16 protein-coding genes are annotated in these 16,095 nt (G+C 60.6%); 4 read left to right on the forward strand and 12 right to left on the reverse strand.

Annotated features, from left to right (window positions below):
* Nucleotides 1-39 precede the first annotated feature (39 nt).
* From H3028_RS13545 to H3028_RS13555, 3 genes are read left to right on the forward strand one after another with little or no spacing between them, the layout of a single operon-like run.
* Nucleotides 40-291, forward strand: coding sequence for a GlsB/YeaQ/YmgE family stress response membrane protein (locus H3028_RS13545; RefSeq protein ID WP_181297532.1), 252 nt, complete (start codon nt 40-42; stop codon nt 289-291).
* Nucleotides 292-340: 49 nt separating this feature from the next.
* On the forward strand, nt 341-871 hold the full coding sequence (locus H3028_RS13550) for a DUF3299 domain-containing protein (RefSeq protein WP_181297533.1): 531 nt from the start codon (nt 341-343) through the stop codon (nt 869-871).
* Nucleotides 855-1,559, forward strand: a complete 705-nt coding sequence (locus tag H3028_RS13555) for a uracil-DNA glycosylase family protein (RefSeq protein WP_181297534.1) — start codon at nt 855-857, stop codon at nt 1,557-1,559. Before H3028_RS13550 ends, H3028_RS13555 begins: the two co-directional genes overlap by 17 nt.
* Before the next feature lie 6 nt (nt 1,560-1,565).
* Here H3028_RS13555 and H3028_RS13560 read toward each other — a convergent pair whose 3' ends face one another.
* From H3028_RS13560 to H3028_RS13615, 12 genes are all read right to left on the reverse strand, one after another.
* Nucleotides 1,566-2,645: an FAD-dependent oxidoreductase gene (locus H3028_RS13560; RefSeq protein ID WP_181297535.1), complete on the reverse strand. Its 1,080-nt coding sequence runs from the start codon at nt 2,643-2,645 to the stop codon at nt 1,566-1,568.
* 229 nt (nt 2,646-2,874) lie between these two features.
* A complete protein-coding gene (locus H3028_RS13565) occupies nt 2,875-3,765 on the reverse strand; it encodes a D-hexose-6-phosphate mutarotase (RefSeq protein WP_181297536.1) in 891 nt (296 codons plus the stop codon).
* 161 nt (nt 3,766-3,926) lie between these two features.
* Complete coding sequence (locus tag H3028_RS13570) at nt 3,927-4,616, reverse strand: ABC transporter permease (RefSeq protein WP_181297537.1); 690 nt, start codon at nt 4,614-4,616, stop codon at nt 3,927-3,929.
* Nucleotides 4,613-5,308 (reverse strand): ABC transporter permease, encoded by a 696-nt coding sequence (locus tag H3028_RS13575; protein WP_181297538.1) that lies wholly within the window; start codon nt 5,306-5,308, stop codon nt 4,613-4,615. The genes H3028_RS13570 and H3028_RS13575 overlap by 4 nt, the downstream gene beginning before the upstream one ends.
* Before the next feature lie 62 nt (nt 5,309-5,370).
* Nucleotides 5,371-6,126, reverse strand: a complete 756-nt coding sequence (locus H3028_RS13580) for an ABC transporter substrate-binding protein (RefSeq protein ID WP_181297539.1) — start codon at nt 6,124-6,126, stop codon at nt 5,371-5,373.
* A 14-nt stretch (nt 6,127-6,140) separates the two neighbouring features.
* A complete protein-coding gene (locus H3028_RS13585; RefSeq protein ID WP_181297540.1) occupies nt 6,141-6,914 on the reverse strand; it encodes an ABC transporter ATP-binding protein in 774 nt (257 codons plus the stop codon).
* A 271-nt stretch (nt 6,915-7,185) separates the two neighbouring features.
* Entirely contained in the window at nt 7,186-9,243 is a 2,058-nt protein-coding gene (locus H3028_RS13590; protein WP_181297541.1) for a BCCT family transporter, read from the reverse strand.
* A 215-nt stretch (nt 9,244-9,458) separates the two neighbouring features.
* The gene (locus H3028_RS13595; protein WP_309109547.1) at nt 9,459-10,238 is read right to left on the reverse strand and encodes a transporter substrate-binding domain-containing protein; all 780 of its coding nucleotides are present in this window, start codon (nt 10,236-10,238) and stop codon (nt 9,459-9,461) included.
* Nucleotides 10,239-10,381: 143 nt separating this feature from the next.
* A complete protein-coding gene (locus H3028_RS13600; RefSeq protein WP_181297543.1) occupies nt 10,382-10,705 on the reverse strand; it encodes a DUF3325 family protein in 324 nt (107 codons plus the stop codon).
* The gene (locus tag H3028_RS13605) at nt 10,698-12,275 is read right to left on the reverse strand and encodes a PepSY domain-containing protein (RefSeq protein WP_181297544.1); all 1,578 of its coding nucleotides are present in this window, start codon (nt 12,273-12,275) and stop codon (nt 10,698-10,700) included. The genes H3028_RS13600 and H3028_RS13605 overlap by 8 nt, the downstream gene beginning before the upstream one ends.
* Nucleotide 12,276: 1 nt before the next feature.
* Nucleotides 12,277-12,618 carry a hypothetical protein gene (locus tag H3028_RS13610; protein WP_219920142.1) on the reverse strand — a complete coding sequence of 114 codons (342 nt, stop codon included), beginning with the start codon at nt 12,616-12,618 and terminating at the stop codon, nt 12,277-12,279.
* Nucleotides 12,619-12,632: 14 nt separating this feature from the next.
* Nucleotides 12,633-14,756 carry a TonB-dependent receptor gene (locus H3028_RS13615; protein WP_181297545.1) on the reverse strand — a complete coding sequence of 708 codons (2,124 nt, stop codon included), beginning with the start codon at nt 14,754-14,756 and terminating at the stop codon, nt 12,633-12,635.
* Nucleotides 14,757-15,134: 378 nt separating this feature from the next.
* Here H3028_RS13615 and H3028_RS13620 point away from each other — a divergent pair, with 378 nt between their 5' ends.
* Complete coding sequence (locus H3028_RS13620) at nt 15,135-16,085, forward strand: DUF3034 family protein (RefSeq protein ID WP_181297546.1); 951 nt, start codon at nt 15,135-15,137, stop codon at nt 16,083-16,085.
* Nucleotides 16,086-16,095 lie beyond the last annotated feature (10 nt).

Genomic DNA, 16,095 nt, shown 5'->3' on the forward strand with positions numbered 1-16,095 from the left:
TTACGTGACGCGTATTTTCGGACCTAGAGGAGACTGCCAATGGGCATCATCGGAACCATCATCATCGGCCTGATCGTAGGCATCATCGCTCGCTTCCTGAAACCCGGCAACGACAGCATGGGCTGGATCATGACCATCCTGCTGGGTATCGGCGGCTCGCTGCTGGCTACCTATGGCGGCCAGGCCCTTGGGCTCTATCAGGCCGGCGAAGGCGCAGGCTTTATCGGTGCGGTAATCGGTGCGATCATCCTGCTGGTAATTTACGGCATGGTGACCAGCCGTAAGCACTGATCCGCTGGGCCGCGCTCTGCGGCCCCGCTCCTTCCACCGCTCGGTTGTCATGCGCCCGATAATCCTTTCGCTGCTTCTTTGCTGTATTGCCCTTGTTCACGCCGCGCCGGCGGAGCTCGACTGGCTCGAGCTAATGCCAGCCGAGGATCGCAAGGCGCTCGAGGAGATGCCGGAGATCGAGCACAACACGCCCGAAGCCGATGGCTTCAGCGATCAGGGTGGGCTCAAGCAAGGGAGCGGTCTGCCGGAAGTGATGTATTCGGCCAGGACCGTGCCTTCACTGAGCGGAAGGGAAGTCCGTCTCGGCGGCTACCCCGTGCCGCTGGAAACCGACAGCAAAGGCCGCAGCACCGAGTTCTTTCTGGTGCCCTATCCGGGTGCCTGTATCCACGTTCCACCGCCACCGCCGAATCAGATCGTGATGGTTCGTTATCCAGACGGTATCGCCTTGAACGACATTTACGCGCCGTTGTGGGTAGACGGCACGCTGCGAATCGAGCCGGTCAGCAACGAGCTGGCCGATGCCGCATATGTGATCTCCGCAGCCGAGGTGACCTTGGTTGATGAAAGTGACCTCTGAGCCGAAACGGCGCCTGATAGCGCTCGATCAAGCACAACACGAGGCATTCCGTGCGCTCGCGGCGGAGACCGATGGCATCGATGTAGCAGTCTACGAGCAATTCGAGAAGGACCCGCTGGAGCCAATCATCGGGCTTGGTCGCGCCGACGCGCCGCTTGCCTTCTTCGGTCGTGATCCCGGCCGTGAGGAGGTTCGCTACGGCGAGCCGTTCATCGGTGGAGGTGGTCAGCTGGTACGCCGCGGGCTCTATCGACATTTGCACGGCGAAGACATGCCGGATTTCGAGGCCGGCCGCGCGCTCGGCGAAGCCTTCTTCTGGATCAACACAGTGCCTTACAAACCACTCGGCAATCGGGCCTGGTCGGTGGTGATCAAGCGTCGCTTTCATCCGCTCATGCAAGGTTTGTTGATTGAAAACTGGCGCGGGCGTGACATCGTCACCCTCGGCCGTGAAGCGTTTCTCTGGTTCGGCATGGAGCAATCGCGCGAGGTGCGCCGGCAACTTGAAGCCTACTGGCAGCGTGAGGATCGTTTCACCGCCCATTTCGATATCGAACTGGCGACCGAGCAAGGCGCCATGCGGACGTTTCGCCTGCACCCACTGCCGCATCCCTCGCCACGCAATCTGACGTGGTTCAAGCGCTTCCCTGCGCTCCTGGAAACGCGGCTACAGCAATTACTTGATTGAACGCCTTCAGTCATCGGCACCATGGCGGCGCATGAAGCTGCGGTCGATATGGTCCTTCCAGGTGCCCAGTAATTTGCCTTCGGCCGTCAGGCTGGCCCAGCTCAGCAATGCACCGCCGCGCCCATCGGCCAGCAGAGCGAGGCTGTGCGTCTGCGGATGATAGTGGCGCAGCGGCTGGCCGATGGCTGCTCGGCCGAGGTTGGTAGCGAGCACATCCGCCTGACGCACGGCATGCACACCGTTGCGCGCGGCACCGGGAAGGCTGGCGCAGTCGCCGCTAGCGAAAACGTGTGGATGCGAGCGGCTCTGGAGGGCCGGAGTCACCTCGATGAATCCGCGAGAATCCAGGCGCAAGCCGGACTCACGCAGCCATTCCAGTGGGTTGGGCCCGGTCGCGACCACAAGACGTCGGCCCCGCCAGCGTATCTGGCCGTCGCCGATCAGAGTATTACTATGCACCGCCTGGATCGGGGTCTGCTCATGGACCTGCACCCCGGCACGCTGTAGATGCCCTAACGCGATGCGGCGAAGGCGCGGCCGATGACCGGTAAGGAGATCGTCAGCCGAGAAAAGATGGATTTCCGGCACGTGTCCAGCCATGGCCAGCGCCAGCTCAACACCTGCCGCGCCGCCACCGAGGATGGCTACCGGTTCGGGTATTTCCTGCCATTGTTGCCAGCGCCGGATGAAGTCGGCGAATGGCTTCACCGAAAGCAGCTCCATGCCATCGCCAGACTGTTCAGGCAGCCAGGGCAGGGAACCCAGGTTGAGCGACAGCCAGGTGCTGCGTAATGTCTCACCGGTCGCCAGGAGCAGTTCGGGTGTGTCGGGGAGCAACGCCACCATGGTGCCTTGGATAAACTCCACCCCGGCCGCTGCGCAGAGCTTGGGTAGTCCGACGCGGCACTGGCGTGTCTGGTAGTGCTCGGCGATCAGACCCGGCATCATCCCTGAGTACCAGGCGTGAGGTTCGGCTGATACCAGACCGATGCGGCCCATGGGGCGTTCACGGCTGGCCCATAGACGCAGCACGCCGAGGTGGCTGTGACCAGCGCCGGCAAGCAGTAGATCGAAATCAGTGTTCATGACGCATCAGGGCAGGGCTGATGCGCATGGAGAACGGGTCGGCTAAGGGTTGTCTGCTGCAGCGTGGCATCCATGGCGAGAGGTCCTCCATTGCAACCGGCCGGCGGGCTTGCATCAGTCGCAGCCCAGCGAGCGCCGAGGGCGGTGGGATGCTCGCTAGCAGTATAGTTTCTATGCGGCCCGTTGCCTGAATCTTCTTCGCTGCCCGCAGGGCATCAGCCGCTTGGTGCTACAGCGACGCGGTGCCGATCGAGACGCTGAGCGTGTGGCTGCTGCCGGGTGCCAGCTGGACCATGTCGTCCAGCACGTTGGCGGTCTCGATGCAGACCATGCGCTGCCAGGCATCATCGGCAAATTGCGATAGCCGCTGCGCCTTGGCAACCCAGGGATTCCACAACACGGCCGAGCGGGAGCCACGGCTCTCCAGGGTGATGCGGCGATTAAGTCCCGGATCGCGCAGGCACAAGGTCGGCGGCAGGTCCAGGTAGATGCGGTCCGTTTCGCCGTCGAAGGCCAAGTCGTCCTGCTGCTGCCGCTGCTGCCAGTTTTCCAACGTTTCGATGTAGGGACGCCCGTCCAGGCCTTCGACCGTCACCTGATGAATATCGCTGATGGTCAAGTAGCTGTGCAGCGCCTGGGACAGCGCGACGGGAGCGCCGCCCTGGTTGCGGCTGGTGAGCGTCAGGTGCAGCCGCTGGTCCAGACGGATCTGCAGGCTCAGTTCGACAGCGTGCGGCCAGCCGGGAAGGTCACCGGCGTTGCAGGCGAACTCCAGCGTGGCGCTGTCGGCGTCGCTGCGTGATTCTTTCAACATCCAGTCGATGTTGCGCACCAGCCCGTGTGCCGGGGCCGGCTGGTTGCCCTGGTATGCGTCCTGTATCGGCTGTGGATTGCGCGCCAGATCGCCGAACCAGGGCCAGCACACCGGGATGCCGCCGCGCACTGCCTGGCCGTGCTCGAAGGTCGCCTCTTCGCTGAGCCAAAGGACCGGTGCCCCCTCGTCCTGGCGGTAGCTGAGCACTTGCGCACCCTGTTCGGCGACTACTACTTCGGCAGCACCGTTGCGGATGCGCCAGCAGGCAAGTTGGTCCATTTCGATGCGCTGGATGTCGACGGGCATGGCAGTCTCGTTGGCAAGGGATAACGGGTTGTTCTGACCCTGCCGGCAGCGAAGGATTCCGTCGCGGTGAGGCTGCGGATCAGCGCTACGGAAACAGGTCGCGGCTGATTGGGGTGCCGAGCCGCCCCGGCCTCGAGCCGCGGGCGGATCCGGGCGAAGGATCAGCGGCCCTGACAGGCATCCACGCGCAACCAGCGCTCCAGCAGTTTGAAACCTTGCATCAGGACGAAGGCAATGATCAGGTAGATCAGGCCGGCGGTAAGGAACATCTCCTCGTGCATATAGGTGCGCGCCGCGATCTTGCGCGCCATGCCGGTCAGCTCGAGCAGGGTGATCGTACTGGCCAAGGCGCTTGCCTTGAGCATCAGGATCACTTCATTGCTATAGGCGGGCAGACCGATGCGCGTGGCGCGCGGGAGGATAATGTGCCGCAGTGCCTGATAGCGGGACATGCCCAAGGCTCGGGCGGCCTCGACTTCTCCTGCCGGCACGTTCTGGATTGCGCCACGCAGGATCTCGGCAATATAGGCAGCGGTATGCAGGGTCATGGTGATGACCGCGCACCAGTAAGGATCGCGCAGAAATGGCCAGAGCCAGCTTTGGCGAACCACCTCGAACTGCGCCATGCCGTAGTAGACCAGGAACAGCTGGACCAGCAACGGCGTGCCGCGGAAGAAGAAGATGTAGCCGTAAGGCAGGGCGCGCACTGCGAGTATGCGCGAGGATCGGGCGATGCCCAGCGGCAGGGCGAGAATCAGCCCGGCGACAACCGAAACGCCAACCAACTGCAGGGTGAGCCAGGCGCCCTCGAGGAAGCTTGGCAGCCACTTGATGAACAATTCCCAGCTCATGCGGCGCTCCTGACGAAGCCGCGACCGGCACGTTTCTCAAGAAAATACATGCCCGTCATGGCGACGACGGTCAGGCCCAGATAAATGAGTGCGGCGACGACGAAGAAGGTGAACGGTTCCTTGCTGGCGGTTACGGCGATTTGCGAGCTGCGCATGATTTCTTCCAGGCCGATGACCGAAACCAGAGCGGTGTCCTTCATAAGGATCATGAACAGATTACCCAAGCCAGGCAGGGCCAGGCGCCACATCTGGGGCAGGATCAGACGCAGGAAGATCCGTCGCTTGCCGAGGCCGAGCGCCAGTCCGGCTTCGCGATGCCCTTTCGGAATCGCCAGCAATGCGCCACGGAAGACTTCCGTGGCATAGGCTCCGAAGCACAGGCCGAGGGCGATAGTGCCAGCGGCGAACGGGCTCAGGGCGAGATTTTCAATGCCGAACACGTTGCCGATGCCGCGCACCAGGCTGATCGTGCCGAAATAGATCAGCAGCACCCAGAGCAGCTCGGGCACGCCGCGCACGATGGTTGAATAGGTGCCGCCCAGCCAGCGCAGTGCAGCGAACGGAGAGGTTTTGGCCAGTGCGCCAAGCAGCCCGAGCACCAGGCCCAGGGCCAGTGCCGCGAGGGCTAGCTGAATGGTCATCCAGGTTCCGGCGATCAGCGCCGGACCGAATCCATGAAGGTCGGGAATCATATGGGCTCAAACACCAAAGCCCGACCTACCAGTGCTGGTGGCCGGGCTTCGGTTCAGACGGATCAGTAGATGTTGAAGGGGAAGTACTTGGCGTTGATCTTCTCGTAAGTACCGTCAGCGATGATCTCGGCCAGGGCCTTGTTCAGCTTCTCACGCAGCTCGTCGTTGCCCTTGCGCACGGCGATGGCGATCTTGTCGTCATCGAACACCGGCTCGCCTTTGAATTCGAAGTCCTTGCCGGCATCGCTCTTGAGCCATTCCCATTGCACGAAGGAGTCAGCGAGGATGCCATCGACGCGGCCAGAGGCGAGATCGAGATAGGCATTTTCCTGCGTGTCGTAGAGCTTGATGTCAACCACGCCGTCCAGGTTGTCTTCCAGCCAGGTGCCGGCGATGGTCGCGCGCTGGGCGCCGATTACCTTGCCGTCCAGATAGTCCTTGTTGGCCTTGAAGTCGACCGACTTGGGCGCCACGAACTGCAGCTTGTTGGTGTAATAGTGGTCGGTGAAATCGACGGCGTTCTCACGCTCCTCGGTGACCGACATCGAGGCGGCAAGGAAATCGAACTTGCCAGCGTTGAGCGCAGGGATGATGCCGTCCCAGTCGGAAGTGACCACTTCGCATTCGACTTCCATCTTCGCGCAGAGCGCGTGGGCGATATCCAGGTCGAAGCCGACCACCTGACCGCTGGAGTCGATCAGGTTGAAAGGAGGGTAGGCGCCTTCAGTGCCGATGCGCAGCTTGTCGGCCGCAAAGGCGTTGGCGCCGAGCATCAGGGTGGCGGCGGCGGTCAGCAGAATCTTCTTATAGCTTTTCATGTGGTGTTGCTCCATTAGCGATGGCTGGACATGAACTGTTTACAGCGTGCCGATTGTGGATTGTCGAACACCTGCTCGGGCGTTCCTTGCTCTTCGATCAGGCCCTGATGGAGAAAAACCACCTCACTGGAGACCTGTTTGGCGAAGTTCATTTCATGAGTGACGAGCAGCATGGTGCGGCCCTCATCGGCCAGCGACCGAATCACTGCAAGCACTTCTTGTACCATCTCCGGGTCGAGCGCCGAGGTCGGCTCATCGAACAGGATCACCTTCGGTTGCATCGCCAGGGTGCGCGCGATGGCCGCGCGTTGCTGCTGGCCGCCGGATAGCTGGTTGGGATAGACGTGGCGCTTGTCAGCGATGCCCACCTTGGCCAGCAGGGCTTCGGCGCTTTCGGTGGCTTCGGCTTTGCTCAGGCCGAGCACGCGTCGCGGCGCCTCGATGATGTTATCCAGGACGCTCATGTGCGGCCAGAGATTGAAATTCTGGAACACGAAGCCGAGCTTGCTGCGCATCACGTTGATCTGCTTGGCGTCGGCTGCCACCAAGTCGCCGTCTTTGGCACGCTTGAGGCGTAACTGTTCGCCGGCGACGAGTATTTCGCCCTCGTTGGGGTTTTCCAGCAGATTGATGCAGCGCAGGAATGTGGACTTTCCGGAGCCGGACGAGCCGAGGATGGAAATCACATCGCCGTCGCGCGCTGTCAGCGAGATGCCTTTGAGTACTTCCAGATCGCCGTAGCGCTTGTGCAGGTTGCGGATTTCCAGTGCTGGGATGGCCTCAGCCATTGAGCTTCCTCTTCTCGGACCAGGCGTTGCGTGGTCCCTTTACTATGTAAATTGCGCTCCGGCCGACAGCTCGCCCTCCTGGCGAGGCGCAAACCTAGCATGGGCGGAAGCATGCGCCAAGCGCGGCGCCGCGCCAAGGTTTGTGACCGGCCGGTCACTTTGGTGTGGTCCCTTTACATCACCCTCTATGTATAGATGAATTTGCGGGTTATGGGGCGTGAACGGCGAGCGAATGCCAGCCGACGTTTGGGGCTCAGAGCGCGTAATGTGTTTATGGATGATCAGGCTTGGGCAGATCCGTATCGCCGCCAAGCATTTCGTCATGCTCCTGCATCTTCCATGGCAGGCTGCCGGGAGAGATGTGCAGGAAATGCAGGTATTTCTCGAACTGGTCGAGAATGTCGCTGATGATGTCCTGCTGACCATAGCCATAGATGTCGTAATGCTGCCCCCCGCGGCGCAGGAAGACCTCCGCGCGGTAGTACTGTTCATCGGCATCTGGCCCCTCGGAAAGCGCGAAGGCGGGCATGGCATAGCCGACCATGCGGATCTCATAGATGAAATCAACCTGATCTTCCTTGATGACCTCCAGATAAACACGGGAGTTGGCCTCATCGGTATGCACTTGGGCGTCCCACTCCTGGCCGCTGAGCTCGCGTTGCACGCGGCGCATCGCCTTGAGCACGGTACTGCTCATGAACTCCTCGACGTGGTCGCGGTTCGGGAAGCTGACCATGCCGGCCAGGCGCTTCTTCCACAGGCCCGGACCCGCGTTGCTGGCCAGACGCGTGCTCTGCATATGGTTCTGCAGGCTGGTTTCGTGGTGCCCTTCGATCACCAGCGCGCGCCACATGCCCAGCGCGGCGATCATCATGATGATGGCGAAGGGTAATGCGCTGGCGATGGTCATGGTCTGCAGCGCGCTGAGGCCGCCGGCGAGCAGCAAGGTGGCGGCGACCAGTCCTTCGATGGTGGCCCAGAATACGCGCTGCCAGACCGGTGTTTGAGCCGCTCCGCCGGCGGCCAATGAATCGATCACCAGGGAACCGGAGTCCGAGGAGGTGACAAAGAACGTAATGATCAGCACCACCGCCAGGAACGATGCGATGGACGTCATCGGTAATAGCTCGAACAGTTTGAACAACGCGATGGCGTTATTCGCCTGCACGTCGGAAATCAGCGAGGTGTAACCCTCGATCATGATCAGGTGCAACGCGGTGTCGCCGAATATCGAGAACCAGAGAAAGGTGAAAATCGTCGGCACGAACATCACGCCGAAGACGAATTGCCTGATCGTCCGGCCGCGGCTGATCTTGGCAATGAACAGGCCAACGAAGGGTGACCAGGCGATTGTCCAACCGAAGATGAACAGCGTCCAGTTGCCGATCCAGTCGCTGCGAGAATAGGCCTGCAGGTTGAAGGTGCGCTCGATGATGTTGTTCAGGTAGCTGCCGGTATTCTGCAGGAAGGTCTCAAGAATGAAGATGGTCGGGCCTACGGTAAATACGAAGAGCATCAGGCCGATCGCCAGAACCATGTTCAGCAGCGACAGGTTCTTCACACCTTTGTCGAGACCGGCCACTACGGAGCAGATCGCCATCGCGGTGATGATGGCGATGGCAATGATCTGCACGCTGATGCTCACCGGAATTTCCGGCCACAGGTAGTTGATCCCGGCATTGATCTGGGTGACCGACAGGCCCAGTGTGGTGGCGATGCCGAACAGTGTGCCCAGAATGGCAAAAACATCGACCACGTGGCCGATCGGCCCATGGATTCGCTCGCCGATGAGCGGATAGAGCGCCGAACGCATGGACAACGGCAAGCCATGACGGAACGAGAAATAGGCCAGTACCAGGCCGGTCAGGCCGTAGATCGCCCAGATATGGAAACCCCAATGGAAGAACGCGATCTGCATGGCTTGCTTGGCCGAATCGACCGTTTCCGCGGCACCGGCTGGCGGTGATGCGTAATGCAGCACCGGCTCGGCCACGCCGAAGAACAGCAGTGCGATGCCGTAGCCGGCCGAGAACAGCATGGCGAACCAGGCGGGGAAGCTGTATTGCGGTTCCGCATGATCAGGCCCCAGTTTGATATTTCCCCAGGGCGTCATGGCGATGCCGACGATGAACACCAGAAAGAAGGCCACCGACAGCATGTAGAACCAGCCGAAGTTGGTGGTGATGAAGGCGAGCGTCGAGCTGAACACCTCGCCGGCCAGATCCGGATTGCTGATGGTCCCGATCACCAGCAGCAGCGTGACGACCACTGCCGGAATAAACACCGGGAAAAGGATGATGGCCTTGGGTAGCTTCTTGTCTGCTTCCATATGTCGTTCGGATCTCTGGTTGCTAGAGGGGGCGGAAACGCGCATTGGCTCCGAAGCGAAACTGTTAACTGAAGGGTAGACGGTGATTTCGCGACAATTGCTCACCCGATAAACGGGGCGACCGGCAATTGGACGATTGCTGCGTTGAGGCAGAACGGCCGGGTATGGTCTGTTGAGACGAGGTTATAGGTGGTTTTGCGCACAACCGGAGTGAATCAATACGCCGCTTCCAACTGATGGCGACGCAGAATGCCAGACACGGTGCCGTCGGCTATGAGCGCATCCAGTGCTCGCTCGAAAGCCTGGAACTGCGCTTCGCTGAACCGCTTGCGCGACAGGCCAATACCGTATGAGACCCTCGCAAGCTCTCCTGCCTCATATAGCCCATCGAGCTGCTCCTCCCTGATCAAATGCCAGGCCACATCCTGGTTGAGCACGGCCAGGCCGTGCTCGCCGAAGCGCCCTGAGTACAGCATCTGCAACAGACGGCGATTACTCGCGGTCAGGTGAATCTGCACATCGGAGACCGGCTCGATGCGTTGGGAGAGCACGTACGAGGTACCGGACGGGCCGTAGACACCGATCACGCGGCCGGCCAGGTCGCCCGGTTGGCTGTATACGAAGGCGCTGCCATCGCGGGCGAACACGCTGTAGCGCGACGTGACGAGCATGCGGGTGATATGAAACGCGCGTTCGCGTTGCGGTGAGCGAACCACTGTGAAGATGCCGTCGGCTTCGCCCTGTTCGGCCTGCCGCAGCGCCCGCCGCCATGGATGAACCTTGATCGAACAGTCCTGGCGCAGGCGACTGCACACTGCTTGGACGATTTCCACCAGCGGACCCTTGGCCTGATGTGCTCCCGCATCGGTATGGCTGAAGGGTTCGGCTCGGTAGGTAAACGGCGGAAAATCTTCGGTGACGAACGTCCACTCCGCCGCGCTCGTCGGGACGGCGAGAGTCAGCCAGATTAGTAGAATCGAGGGGAACGTGTGCACAGCCGTTAAAGCTCCTGGTGCTTGACTGGCCTTCCTTAGCATTGCAGCCAGCAAATGGCAGCTTATGTGTAATTCTTCCGGCTCGCCAGTCTGCCAGCCCCGACGAAATTTGGCCCACGGGAAAGCCTCGATGTTGCGCTGGCTCAGCGATGCGTGGCCGCGATAAAACGAGCAACGGATCGCAGCCAGCCAGGCTTCCAGCTCAAGGTGAGAGACAGGCTGAGCGCAGCGGCACTGAGGAGCGTCATCCAGAGCAGGACGCCGAATGCCCCGCCTTGAATCAGCACCAGAAGCGAGAGGGCGCTTGCCAGCAATAACGCGGCCAGCCACCTGTGTCGTTTCCGTGCGGATGGCCCGGGCGCGAGTGGGTCGACCGCCTTCAGATGCGCTGGCTGGCCGAGCGCGAGCAAGGCGAAGGCGACATAGCTCAGCGCAAAGGCCAGCAGCGATGCGGCGAACTCAGGCACTTTGCTGCTCCTCCCGCAGCTTGCCCGCTACCGATTGCGGCAAGCGGTGGGCTCGTTGAATGCGAGCTGCGGCCAGCAGACAGAAGCCCGCGAGCACCAGCAGCATCAGGTCCATACCGGCGACGGCCGCGTGCCCTGCGGACAGGCTGTACAACAGATGGTCGCCGGTGGTGAGCCAGTTCAGCGCTACGGCACTCACCGCAAGCACGGCGGCGAATTGCAGTTGCCGGCGCCATGCCTGTGCCCGGCTCAGCACGGCGTGTGCCAGCGCCAGCAGCCAGCTCAGGTAAAACGCCCAACCCTCCAGTGCGGCGCGTTGGTTGCCGATCGCCAGACCGTCCATCGGCAGCAGACGATTGGCGATGAAGAAGGCCAGGGTTGCGATGATCAGTCCGGCACCGGCGGTTACACTCAGCGCTTCGATCAGGCGTGCGCCGATCCGTCCCTGACGCTGGTGCCTGGCACGCCGCGAGCCGGTCCAGAACAGCAGCCCGGTGCCGATCAGCACACAGCCACTGAGACCACCGGCAAAGTACAGCCAGCGCAGCGTCCAGTGGTCGAACTGGATGAAATGCAGACCTGTCAGAAAGCGCTGCACGCCGCTGACGGGGGCTGTCGAGTGCTGATGAAGCAGCGCGCCGGTCGTGCCGTCGAACGTCAGCCGGTCGACATTCATCGTCACGTCACTGGCAAAGGAGCGACGAACCTCGACGTACGCGTTGCCGTCGCCGGGATTCCAGACGCGCACGAAATAGGCCTCGCCGGGTATGCCGTTCTCGGTCCAGATGGCCTTTGCGCTCGTCAGCATGGCGTCCAGTGACACGCTTTCGGCGGTGACTCCGGATACCGGGCGCGAGTAGCTCCCCAGCGCTTCGAATTGAAACTGCGCCTGGCCTTCGGGGTAAAGCGTCTGGGTAATCCCTGGGAAATAGATCAGATAGAAGATGGTCAGCCCGGACAGGCTGATCACGAAATGAAACGGCAATACCAACACCCCGGTAAGGTTGTGCAGGTCGAGCAGGCTACGCTGCAGCCGTTTGCGTGGGCGAAAGGTGAAGAATTCGGCGAAGATCTTGCGGTGTGCTACCACCCCGGACACCAGCAACACCAGCATGCCCATCCCGGCCACGCCGACCAACCAGTAGCCGATGCTGCGCCAACCGAGGTGCAGGCTGAAATGGAAGGGAAAGATGAAGCGGGTCCCGGCCCAGCTGCCCTGGTCGGCAATCAGCTCGCCAGTGTGCGGATCGATGTGACGGCGTACCAGACCCTGTTGCGGGTCCTGATAATCGAGTAGTAGGGCCGGCGTGCGCGGAGTCGGCAGGCTAATCGACCAGACCGGCGCGCCGGCCGCCAATTGCTGCGCATGCGGCAGGACGAGCCGGTCGAGCGATAGCGATGCCGGCGCTGGCGCCAGGCGGGTGCCGGGCTGCATCCAGCGGTCGATCTCTTTATCGAACACCGACAGCGAGCCAGTCCAGAAGACCACCAGCAGCAGGCCGCCGAGCAGTACGCCAGCCCAGGTATGCAGCCAGCTCATTGATTGGCGGAAGCCGTTGCCTGGTTCCATATCAGCGCTCGATCAAAGTGCGCGCAGCCAGCAGTGGGGTCAACCAGTACTGCAAACCCATACCGAACAGTGTGCCAGCCAGCAACCATGCCCAGATCTTCCAGAGCTTGCGTTCGGCAAAGCTCCACAGCAGCAGCACCAGGTACAACAAGAAGCCGAGCATGGCGGCCAGAATCACCGCGTCGCTGCGCGCCATCCCGCCCAACAGGGCCAGCAGCTGGGCGCCGCTGCCAGCCAGAGCAACGGTACAGGCGTAGCCGCCCACAACCGCTGCGAGCACACGCACTGCCACCGCGCTGCGTCTATACCAGGCGGTTGTCAGTTGTTGGCGGCGGTTCGTCAAGGCTGCGCTCACATTCAAAAGTCGAGCTGGTAGCCCAGCGTGAATGTCCTACCACGGCCGTTAAACAGGCGCTGATTGACTGTCGCCGCCGAGCCGGTATTGCCAGCCTGCGCGTAGTAGGTCAGATAGTCTCGGTTGAGTAAATTCTCAATACCGAGACTGACCTCACCCACCGGCAGCCGATATCCCAGGGAGGCATCGACCAGGCTGTAACCATCGAATTCCAGGCCCGGCGTGTCGAAGTCCCGGCTGGCGTAATGGTTGGCTTGCAGGCGGCTGTGCAGTTTATCGGTCCAATTCGCCTGCCAGCTCACGCCGTAGCGGTCGGGAGAAATATTGGCACCGTTGAGATCGGTGTCGACCTTGCCGTCGTCATCGGTGTCGGAGCGACCGTTGACCTGCGCATATACCACTTGCAAGCGGTGGGCATCGTTAACCTGCCAGCCGCCGCTGAGCTCCACGCCGTCGATCTCGGTGCGCTCGCGGCGGACCTGATAGACGCCGCCTACGCTATCCAGACGCGAACCCAGATCGGCGTCGGATTCGTAATAGCTGATTTCCGCATCGAAGGGACCACGGTTGAAGCGTAAGCCAATTTCGCGGTTGTCGGTCACTATCGGCTGCAAATCGAGAAAGCTATCCACGTTCAGGTTCGGCTCGCTGATGCCACGCAGCACGCGGCCGACGTCCGGCATACCGAAACCTTCGGAATAGTTAGCGAACAGCTGCACCGCGTCGGTCATCTGCCATACCAGGCCGGTATTGAACAGAGTTTCCTCGAAGGTTGGATTGCCGCCTTCGACCGTTTGGCCACCTCCTGCCGAGGCGATGGTGCGGAAGGTGTCCACTTCCAGTTCGGCGAATTCGTGGCGGACACCCGCATGCAGCGTAAGGCGCTCGTGAGCGCGGATCTCGGCCTGCAGGAAAGGCGCGTAATTGCGGAACACCGTCTCCGGCACCCACTCGCGGTCGGTTTCGATGAGCATCTGGCTGGTGGTGTCCTGCAGAACATCGAGGCCGCCGGTGAGCTTCAGGTGATCATCGAACATGCCGTCGCGGCTCAAGGTCAGCTTGCCACCGAACTTGCCCGACTCATTCTGCGACTGGTCATAGAGCGTGCCGGCAGGAGCGATTGCGGGATCCTGAAAGGTGCCATGAGTACCGCCGCCAAAGCGTGCGCGAAAGCGCTGGCTGTATAACTGCAGACCCAGTTCGTTGCCGTACAGATCGGCGTGCTTATACGACAGGCTGGTCGCCAACACTTCGTTCTGTGGCGCTTTGCCCTGCGGATCGCCCTTGCGTGACGTAGCTGGTGTACCGGTTGCACGATCGCCGGGCACGTTGACGTACTCGTGCTCGCCTTCGACTTCATAGCGATTGACCATCAACGCGATGTTCTGATCATCGTCCAGCCAGTAGCCAAGCTTGAGCAGCAGGTCGTTGCTGGTCGAATCCATGATGTCGCCCTGGGTGTCGTCTACGCCGATCAGGTCGCCGTTAGCGTCATAGAACATCCCGTGAGTCTGCCAGCTGGCGGCGGCGAGATAGTCCCAATTGCCCTGATTGCCTTCAACGCGGTAATCCAGCTTGTAGCCAAGCCCTTCCGACTCATAGTCGGTTGGCGCAGTGAAGCTGACCCCGGCATGCTGCCGAAGCGTACCGCTCTGAGGGCGGCGGGTAACGTAGTTGATGATTCCGCCAGTTGCGCCAAGGCCGTGTTCTGCGCTGGCTCCGTGAATCACTTCGATACGCTCGACCATAGACAGATCGATGGTATAGCCATCACGAGCACTGTCGCGTAGAGGGGTCGATTGCGGTATGCCATCAATCAGGACTAGTGCCGAGCGCCCACGAAAAGTCTCGCCTGAGCTGGTCATCTTTTGCCGGCTAGGTGAGTACGAAGGGATCAGGTTGCTCAACACCTGACCGTGATCGGAGGTGATCGCCAGCTGCTGTTCGATCTGTTCGCGGCTGATCACGGTAATCTTCTGTGGCGTCTTGCCCACTTCGCTTCTTCCACGCGTAGCGCTAATGGTCACCGCATCGAGTTCCATCGCCTCATCGGCAGATACCGGCGCACTGGGCATGGATAGCGTAGCCAGAGAGATAGACAGATAGAGGTAGGACTTGCGAAACACTTAGGCGCTCCCGATGTTGTCTGTATAGAAGAAGATCGGGGCGGGAATGTAAACTAAATGTAAACGGTTTGCATTAACTTTTCGGCGAAAGATGGCCGGCTGCCAGTGCGCGGGCGGCGGCCGAAGCGGGTCCTGTCGGCATGATCGATGCGATGTTGGTTCCGCCATTAAGGCAGGAAACGCCGCCGGGGTGATCTCGCCGTCGGGCATACGCTCCCTGGGTCTAGGCGAACGACGTTCAGTTGCCGCTAGCTGATGTCCTGAGCACGTTAAAAACCTTCCGCTATCTGAATCCAAACTCGACGTTCCCACGTAGCTAAGAAGCGATGACCAGCTGCGTGCTGCTCGCATGCTCTTAAACCTACCCAGGGACCCTGTATGAAAAAGCCAGAAAAAAAAGAAAAGCGCCGTCTATTGCTTACACTTTTCTGCACAACGATAAGCCTGAGCATCGGTACGGGCACAGCCAAAGCAGAGAACAGCTACAGCAATAAGTTATTGCTAACTGGAGGGGTGTCGCAGATAGAAGGTTCAGCCGGCGGGGGATTGACGCCTTGGGCGGTAATCGGCGGTTATGGCACCAGCGATGAAATTGGCGCAAACGTGCATTACTCCTATGCCAATGCAAATGATTTTGCGCTGAGTACCTACGGCCTTTCCGTAGGGATTTATGACAGGTTGGAGCTTTCGATCGCTGAGCAGCGCTTCAACATAAGTGAGCTGAATGCAGCGCTTGGCGGGCTGTTGGGCCAGAGCGATATCAAGCAAACAATACTGGGGGCCAAAGTGCGTCTGGCTGGAGAGGCCGTGCTGGATCAAGACACCTGGATGCCGCAGATATCGGCCGGGTTGCAATATAAGCAGAACCAGGACGAAGACTTGGTGAAGTTCCTTGGTGCTAAGGATGACTCCGGCGTTGATTACTATGTCTCGGCGACAAAGTTGCTGCTGGACAAGAGCTTGCTGCTCAACGGAACGCTGCGCATGACGAAAGCTAACCAGTTGGGCATCCTCGGTTTTGGAAGCGAGGATAACAACAGCTATGAGCCACAGCTCGAGGTATCAGCCGCTTACTTGTTATCGCGTAATTTGGCTGTGGGCGCAGAATATCGGATGAAACCCAACAATCTTGACGAAAGTAACGTGCCCGGTGGGGTTCTTGCTGAAGACGATTGGTGGGACGTGTTTATCGCTTACGCGCCGACCAAGAACGTCTCGGTTACCGCGGCCTATGTCTATTTGGGAAACATCGTTGACGGCAAGAAACTTGGTATCGGCGGCTTTGGCGACCAGGAAGCTACCTACTTGTCCGTGCAGCTAGGCTTCTAACGTCGCGTAT

This window comes from Pseudomonas sp. Q2-TVG4-2 (genome assembly GCF_013620795.1).
Classification (GTDB): domain Bacteria; phylum Pseudomonadota; class Gammaproteobacteria; order Pseudomonadales; family Pseudomonadaceae; genus Stutzerimonas.